A 7,498-nucleotide genomic window follows, 5' to 3' on the forward strand; every position below is an offset into this window, starting at 1 on the left:
CGCCGGGCCGGAACAAGGCCGCGGGCAGCAGCGTGAAGGCCCGGCCGGTGGTGGCCAGGCGCACGGCGTGCCAGCCGGCGCGGCCCAGGCAGTCGTGGGCCGCCGCCAGGGCGGGCAGGCCCCCGGGCGGCAGGGCGTAGTCTTCGAGCAGCACAAAGGCCCGGCGGGCTACTTCCACGGCGGCCACGCGCAGGCGGCCGGCCCCCACGGCCAGGTACAGGTTGTAAGCGGCGCGGTGGTTGGGGTCGAAGGCGTCGTCGCGCAGGCGCAGCAGCGCGGCGGGGGGAGCGGGCGCGGCCGAGGAAGCCGAGAAAGGAGCGGTGGAAACGGACACGGGCGAAGCAAAAAGCCGAACGGCTCCGCAAGATACAGCCGCGCGCCCGGCCCGCTTTACCCCCCAAACCGCAGCTGCGGCACAAACACGTCGTCGACGCTGAGCAGGCCGCGCAGCACCGGGTGCACGTGCGCCGGCGGCAAGGCCAGCAGCTGCCGGGGCGTGTGCCAGGCCAGCTCCGTGAGCAGCTGGGCATCGGGGGCGTGCTCGGGGTCGTGGCCCAGGTGCGGGGCGAGCGGGCCGTCGCCGGTGGCCAATACTTCAAAAAACAGCTCCAGCGCCTGCAAGCCATCGCGCCGGAACTCGTGCAAGTGCAGGAAACGGCCCACCCGGACCGCCAGCCCGGTTTCTTCCTGAAACTCGCGCACCAGCCCCTCGTGCAGGCTCTCGCCAAACTGCCAGCCCCCGCCCGGCGGCGACCAGAAGGGGGCCCCCACGGGCAGCAGGCCCCGGTGGGCGGCCAGCAGTAAGCGGTTGTTGTGCAGCAGCAGGCCGCCCACGCGCACGCGCACTTGGCCGGTGTAGAGGGCCAGCAGCGCGTCGGAGGGCGGAACGGAAGAATCGGACATTACAGCTCAAAAAAGGCCGGGGAGTAGACCGGGTGCCGTACTGTACGCAAGGAAAGACCGCAGGGTGGCAAAAGGGCCCCGGGGCCCTACGCCGCCGGCGCCCCGGCGCGGCGCACCGCCCGTCGCTGCCGCCAGCGCCGCAGCCGGCCCAGCCCAAACAGCAGCAGCGCCACGGCCGCTGCGCCGGCTACCAGCGGCAGCGCCAGTGCCAGCACGGTGCCGCCCACGGCCAGCACGTTTTCGAGGGTGGCCAGCACGGGGTTGGCTAGGCCGCCGGTGGTGGCCGTGGCGCTGGCCCGCAGCAGCGCTGTGCCGCCTTGCACCAGCCCGGCCGTGCCGCCGCCCACCACAATGCCCAGCCCCCAGCGCAAGGCCGGGTCGAGGTGAGGCAGCGAGGACGTCATCAATAGGGCCCCCGCCACGATGGATGCTGGCGTGGTGAGCGTGTCGAGCACGTTGTCGACCACTGGCAGGTAGTAGCCCAGCACCTCAAACACCGTGGCCGCGGCCAGCGCCAGCATGGCTGCCCACGAGCCCAGCCACGCAAAGCCCGGGGCCGCCGGCAGCCACCCAAAATGGTGCGCCACGCTGGCCGACAGCAGCGGCACAAACACCCGGAAGCCGCTGCTGGCGGCCAAGCCCAGACCCAGGGCCCCAGCCACGACGTATTCGGTAAAAGGGAGGGTTTCCATGAGGGTTAAAGTAGTAGAGAAAGTTGCCAGTTGGCCCCGGCTGGGTGCACTCGGCCCGCCGCCTATCTTTGCCCAGGGCCCCCAGGCTGGGGTGAACGGTAGAAATAAGATTTGATTCGGTTCTTAAACGCCCTTAAAAATTATGACAAGTATAAAACGGTACATAACGCCGTGCGCCTACCTGCTCCACCCACGCTTTGACACCTGACCTGCCCCACCCCGACCCCACCGACGACCTCGAAGCCCGCATCCGCCGCAAGCTGCTGCGCCAGCACTTCATGCACCACGTGGGGGCCGACCTGACCCTGATTGCTCCCGGCCGCATCGAGGCCGAGCTGCTCATTGGCGAGCAGCACAAGCAGCAGCGCGGCTTCGTGCACGGCGGCATGGTGGCCACGATGGCCGACCTGGCCGCGGGCTTTGCCGCCGTCACGCTCGTGCCCGATGATCACGTCGTAGTCACGGCCGACCTGCGCGTGTCGTACCTGCACCCCAGCGTGGGCCGCAAGCTCACCGCCATCGGCTGGGTGCTGAAGGCCGGCCGCCGCCTGCACTTCTGCGAAGCCGAGGTGTGGTGCGACGGCCTGCTGGTGGCCAAAGCCTCGGCCACGATGGCGGTGATTGAGCCAAATTCCTAATTCACTAAAAATGAGCATGGGTAGCGCAAATCCTTTTCAGGACGAATTAGAAAGTTGGTTACACGGGATTATAAAGCGCGAGAAACCTGTTGAAGAAATATCCGCCTTCCGCTTTGGACTCGGCGAAGCAGAAGAAGGCTACGTGCTCTACTTAGCAGGCTCGAAAAATTACGATGAAGCAGACGATGATTGGGCTTCTTACCCTCCAGAATTTCTGGTTGAAGAAGAGTTAATTATTGCAGTTGCGGAGGAGCAAGAATGGCATTGGGTATTGCTCCAGGTTATTTATTCTCTTGGAAGAGTACTGAGGAAAAGTCCAGTGAATAGTTCTTTTCTGGGGAATGATAGACCGGTTTATGCTGGTTTTGAGGATGGTGATTTGTACCGAATTAAATAATTAATGCTTTCCGTCCGCTACCCGTCCGTCCGCGACTTTTTCCCTTACGAGCCCACCGATGACCAGGCGCTGCTTTTTGCCAAGCTCGACGAGTTTTTGCGCGACCAGCTGCCCGGGCGCAAGGTGTTTGTGCTGCGCGGCTACGCAGGCACGGGCAAAACCACCGTCATCAGCGCCTTGGTGCAGTGGCTGCACCAACTCCAGCGCAAGTACACGCTGATGGCCCCGACGGGCCGCGCGGCCAAAGTGATGGCTGGTTACGCGGGCGTACCGGCCGGCACCATCCACAAAAAGATTTACCGCCAAACCTCGGGGCCCCGGCCGAGCGGCTCAGCTTCCAGCGGCAGCCTAACCGCGTGGAGCAGATGCTCTACATCGTGGACGAGGCCTCGATGATTTCGGACGAAAAGGCGTTTGGTGAAACTGGATTGCTGGATGATTTGATGAACTTCGTGTTTGAGAAGCAGACCAATAAGCTGCTGCTCATTGGCGACACGGCGCAGCTGCCGCCGGTGGGCCAGCTCCTAAGCCCCGCCCTCGACCCCGAGGGCCTGGCCCACCGCTTCCGCGCCCAAGTGGCCACCGTGGAGCTGCGCCAGGTGATGCGCCAGGCCCTGAACTCGGGGATTCTGGTGAACGCCACCGAGTTGCGCGAGGAGCTGCGGCAGCCGGTGCCCAACATCCAGCTGCACACCCTGGGCTTCCGCGACATGTTCAAGATGGGCGGCGACAAGCTGGAGGACGGCCTGCGCTGGGCCTACCGCGAGTTTGGGCACGAGAACACGACCATCATTTGCCGCTCGAACCGCAACGCCAACCAGTACAACCAGCTCATTCGCCGGGCCCTGTTCGATGCCGAGGAGGAGATTGAGGGCGGCGACTACCTGATGGTGGTGCGCAACAACTACTACTGGCTGGACAAGGATTCGGAAATTGGGTTTTTGGCCAACGGCGACTTCCTGCAAATCAGCAAGATCATCCGGCGCGAGGAGGTGTACGGCTTCCACTTTGCCCAGGCCCGGGTGCGGCTGGTGGACTACCCCGACGAGCCCGAGCTGGAGGTGAAGCTGCTCCTCGATACGCTCCACACTGAGAGCCCGGCCCTGCCTTCCGACCGCAACAACGAGCTCTACCAGGCCGTGGCCGCCGACTACGCCCACCTCAAAACCAAGGCCGAGCGCTACAAGGAAATGCGCAAAGACCCGTACCTGAACGCCTTGCAAATCAAGTTTGCCTATGCCCTCACCTGCCACAAGGCGCAGGGCGGCCAATGGCAGGCCGTGTTCGTGGACCACGGCTTCCTGAAGCCTGACGAGCCGCTAGCCGGCGAGTTTGCGCGCTGGCTGTACACGGCCATCACGCGGGCCTCGGAGCGGTTGTTTCTGCTCAATTTCCAGCAGCGCCTGGTGAGCGACCCGCCCGTGGAGGACTAAACCACTGATTCGGCTGATTTTGGGCCCCGGGCCGGGCTGGCGGCGCTGCCGTTGGGGCGCGGCGGCCGGAAGGGGCGGAATTTTCGCGGCGCGGGCGCTGTTGCGCCGCCAGTGCATGGCCCTAGCGGCGGCTTTGGCTCCGGATTTGCCAAGCCCGCCAAAACGTGTAATTTTACCCGTCGCCTTTCTACTGCTCCTCAACCCAACCCGTTCCGTTACGATTATGAAAAAAGCCCTCTTGCTCGCCCTGAGCCTGACCGCCGCCGGCTTCACCGCCCAGGCCCAAACCATGAAGCCCGCCACGGCCGCCGCCAAAACGGCTGGCCCCGCCATCACCTTCGAAGAGTCGAAGTACGACTTTGGCTCGGTGGCCCAGGGCGGTATGGTTGACCACACGTTCAAGTTTAAGAACACTGGCAACCAGCCCCTTATCATCTCCAACATCGGGGTGAGCTGCGGCTGCACGGTGCCTGAGTATAGCAAAGCGCCCGTGATGCCCGGCAAAACCGGCACCCTCTCGGCCCACTTCAACTCGGCCGGCAAAATGGGCATGCAGAACAAAGTGCTGACCATCGAGTCGAACGCCACCGCGGGCCCCGCCACCGTATCGCTCGTGGGCGACGTGAAGGAGGCCGGCGCTGCCGCCGCCGCTAGCACCACCAAAGCCAACTAAGTATTGAGCCGTTAGCTTTTAGCTGCTAGCCATTGGCTCTCTTGCTAGTATTTAAATCAGGCTTTTGCCAAAGCTAAAAAGGGCGGCCCGCACCAGCGGGCCGCCCTTTTTGCATGCGGTTTGGAGCGAACCGGGGCCCCCGGCTGGGGCCCTACACGTTGCGCACAGCCAGCGCCAGGGCCAGCCAGCCGCCAATGAGCAGCAGGCCGCCCACCGGGGCCACGGCCCCCAGCTTCGTCACGCCCGTGAAGCACAGCGCGTAGAGCGAGCCGCTGAACACCAGCACGCCTGCCAGCCACAGGTTGCCCACTAGGCCCAGGCGCAGCTCGGGGCGCATCACCCACAGCACGCCCACCGCGAGCATGGCGAGCGTGTGGTAAAACTGGTAGCGCACGGCGGTTTCGAAGGTGTCGAAGCGACCCGAAGCTTCGAGCATGGGCCGTAGCCCGTGGGCCCCAAAGGCGCCGATGGCCACGCCCAAAAAGCCGAGGCCGGCCGCAATTTGAATAAGAAGGCGAGCAGTCATATAGTAGAAAAGTTTTGGTTTAAAGGCTGTGGCGTGGACTCTGCGAGTCCGCGCGGTTGAACGGTTGAAGTCCGATATGTAGCGCGAACTCTATAGTTCGCGGCTCTGAACGGTCGCCGAACGGTAATCGGCAAGACGAAGCGAGAGCCGCGAACTACAAAGTTCGCGCTACAGCCGCGCTACAGTGCGCTAGCCGCGGTGACCGAAGATGGCGCTGCCCACGCGGATGAGCGTGCTGCCCGCGGCCAGGGCCAGGGCGTAGTCGCCGCTCATGCCCATCGAAATTTCACGGAACTCAGCGTCGTCAGCAAAGAACTTGGCCTTCAGCGCATCAAAGTAGCCGCGGAGTTGGCCGAATTCCTGGCTTACCTGAGCCTCGTCGGGGGTGTTGGTGGCAATGCCCATTACGCCGGTGAGGCGCACGTTTTGCAGGGCCCCAAACGCGGGCGAGGCCAGGATTTCCTCGGCTTCGGGCAGCGAGAGGCCGGTTTTGGCGTCCTCCTGGGCGATGTGGAATTGCAGCAGCCCGCGGATGACGCGGTTGTGGCGGGCGGCTTGGCGGTCAAGCTCTTGCAGCAGGCGCAAGCTGTCCACGCTCTGCACCGTGTGCACGAATGGGGCGATAAGCTTGACCTTGTTAGTTTGGAGGTGGCCGATGAGGTGCCACTCCACATCGGGCGGCAGCTGGGGGGCTTTTTCGGCCATTTCCGGGGCCCTGTTCTCGCCAAATAGGCGGCTGCCGGCGGCGTAGGCCTCTTGCAGCAGCGGCACGGGGTGGGTTTTCGTCACGGCCACCAGCCGGGCCCCGGTGCCGGCTAGCTTCTCTTCAAACGCGCGGATGTTGTCGGCAATACTCATCACTGATTTTAACTGATTAACCGTGATTTCGCTAATTGCAACGGCACGGCTCGGAGGTTTAACAAAGAAATAACCAATGTTGCCATTGGGTTGGGCGTAAGGCCTGCGAAGGGAGTCGTTGGGCGGTGGGGGCGGGCTGCCGGCTTTTTCGCCGGCTGCCCGCTAATAGTAGGGAGGAGTTGGGGGCCCCGTGCAGCGGCTGGCTAACGGTGCAGCGATTACCGGGCAGCCGGCTAAAAAGCCGGCTGCCCGGCCCGGCTCTGCTGCAAAGGCTCAAAAAATCAGTGAAATCACGGTTAATCTGCCTAATCAGTGATTTAGTCCTCCAGTGGGTTGCTGAGGAACGTGCTTTTCAGGGCCAGCCACAGCAGCCACAGCGCGATGCTGAGGGCCAGGTAGGGGCGGTAGAAATCCTTGGTGTTGCGGTAGCGCAGCTGGCGGATATCGGACTTTTCGAGGCCGTCGATGCGGGCAAATACCTGGCTCAGGGCGGCGTTGTCGGTGGCGCGAAAGAACTGGCCGTCGGCGGCCTGGGCCAGCTCGCGCATCGTGGTTTCGTCGAGGCGGGTTTGCACGTAGCGCGGGCGGCCTAGCGAGTCCTGGCCGAAGGGCACGAAGCCGTCCTTGCCCAGCCCGATGGTGTAGAGGCGGATGCCGTAGGCGTGGGCCAGGCGGGCGGCTAGCAGCGGGTCGAGGGCCCCGCCGGTGTTCTCGCCGTCGGAGAGCAAAATGCAGACCCGCGAGCGGGCCGTCGATTCGCGCAAGCGGTTGATGGCCACGCCGAGCGCCGTGCCGATGGCCGTGCCGTCGTCGGCAATCAGGCCCAGCTTGAGGCTGGCCAGGTCTTCGCGCAGCAGGTCGTAGTCGGTGGTGAGCGGGGCCAGCGAGTAGGCCGTGCCGGCGAAGGCTACCAGGCCCAGGCGGTCGCCGGCGCGGCGGTTCACGAAGCTGGTGGCCAGGCGCTTGGCGGCTTCGAGGCGGTTAGGGCGCAGGTCCTGGATTTCCATCGAGCCCGACACGTCCACGGCCAGCACCAGGTCGATGCCGCGGCCGGTTTGCTCCACCCGCTCGTCGGTGCGCTGGGGGCGCGCCACCGCCACGATGGCCAGCGCCAGGGCCAGGCCCAGCACGGCATCGGGCACGAAGCGCAGCAGCGCCACCGCCCCGCCGCCGGGGGCCACGCCGGGCGCCAGCGTCACGGGCACCTGCGCGCGCCAGCGGTGGGCCAGGCCCCGGCGCAGCAGAAACAGCAGCGGCACGCCCCGATGAGCAGCAGCAGCAGCGGGTGCTGCCACTGGTAGCCGGCCAAGGTGGCGTAGCGCAAAAAATCGGGAAAGCTGCTCATTGGCGCAAAAGTACGGGCCGCCCGGCGGGTGAC

General features: G+C 64.9%; 11 protein-coding genes. 5 read left to right on the forward strand and 6 right to left on the reverse strand.

The features are described 5' to 3' along the window. The 3 genes from BEN49_RS07695 to BEN49_RS07705 all read right to left on the reverse strand — a co-directional run. Positions 1–334 (reverse strand): DUF3822 family protein (locus BEN49_RS07695; protein WP_125916623.1); only part of this gene is annotated, 334 nt, incomplete at its 3' end. 56 nt (positions 335–390) lie between these two features. Then, positions 391–903 (reverse strand): NUDIX domain-containing protein, encoded by a 513-nt coding sequence (locus tag BEN49_RS07700; RefSeq protein WP_070742461.1) that lies wholly within the window; start codon positions 901–903, stop codon positions 391–393. A gap of 86 nt (positions 904–989) precedes the next feature. Further along, positions 990–1,595 carry a DUF4126 domain-containing protein gene (locus BEN49_RS07705; protein ID WP_070742462.1) on the reverse strand — a complete coding sequence of 202 codons (606 nt, stop codon included), beginning with the start codon at positions 1,593–1,595 and terminating at the stop codon, positions 990–992. Between the two features lie 197 nt (positions 1,596–1,792). On the opposite strand from BEN49_RS07705, the gene BEN49_RS07710 reads away from it, so the two are divergent. The 5 genes from BEN49_RS07710 (at position 1,793) to BEN49_RS07720 (ending at position 4,736) form a co-directional block, all read left to right on the forward strand. After that, the gene (locus BEN49_RS07710; protein ID WP_239691863.1) at positions 1,793–2,233 is read left to right on the forward strand and encodes a PaaI family thioesterase; all 441 of its coding nucleotides are present in this window, start codon (positions 1,793–1,795) and stop codon (positions 2,231–2,233) included. Between the two features lie 10 nt (positions 2,234–2,243). Further along, a complete protein-coding gene (locus tag BEN49_RS26705) occupies positions 2,244–2,630 on the forward strand; it encodes a hypothetical protein (RefSeq protein ID WP_125916625.1) in 387 nt (128 codons plus the stop codon). Positions 2,631–2,633: 3 nt separating this feature from the next. Next, positions 2,634–3,026 (forward strand): AAA family ATPase, encoded by a 393-nt coding sequence (locus BEN49_RS30465; RefSeq protein ID WP_317040411.1) that lies wholly within the window; start codon positions 2,634–2,636, stop codon positions 3,024–3,026. After that, the gene (locus tag BEN49_RS07715; protein WP_317040412.1) at positions 2,996–4,063 is read left to right on the forward strand and encodes an ATP-dependent DNA helicase; all 1,068 of its coding nucleotides are present in this window, start codon (positions 2,996–2,998) and stop codon (positions 4,061–4,063) included. Before BEN49_RS30465 ends, BEN49_RS07715 begins: the two co-directional genes overlap by 31 nt. A gap of 223 nt (positions 4,064–4,286) precedes the next feature. Further along, positions 4,287–4,736, forward strand: a complete 450-nt coding sequence (locus tag BEN49_RS07720; protein WP_070742463.1) for a DUF1573 domain-containing protein — start codon at positions 4,287–4,289, stop codon at positions 4,734–4,736. A 151-nt stretch (positions 4,737–4,887) separates the two neighbouring features. Here BEN49_RS07720 and BEN49_RS07725 read toward each other — a convergent pair whose 3' ends face one another. From BEN49_RS07725 to BEN49_RS07735, 3 genes are all read right to left on the reverse strand, one after another. Next, entirely contained in the window at positions 4,888–5,262 is a 375-nt protein-coding gene (locus BEN49_RS07725) for a DUF423 domain-containing protein (RefSeq protein ID WP_070742464.1), read from the reverse strand. 189 nt (positions 5,263–5,451) lie between these two features. Further along, entirely contained in the window at positions 5,452–6,120 is a 669-nt protein-coding gene (locus BEN49_RS07730; protein WP_070742465.1) for a YggS family pyridoxal phosphate-dependent enzyme, read from the reverse strand. A gap of 317 nt (positions 6,121–6,437) precedes the next feature. Then, a partial coding sequence (locus BEN49_RS07735; protein ID WP_239691864.1) for a VWA domain-containing protein occupies positions 6,438–7,498 on the reverse strand: 1,061 nt, incomplete at its 5' end.

Origin of the sequence: Hymenobacter coccineus (assembly GCF_001816125.1) — a bacterium.
Lineage (GTDB): Bacteria > Bacteroidota > Bacteroidia > Cytophagales > Hymenobacteraceae > Hymenobacter > Hymenobacter coccineus.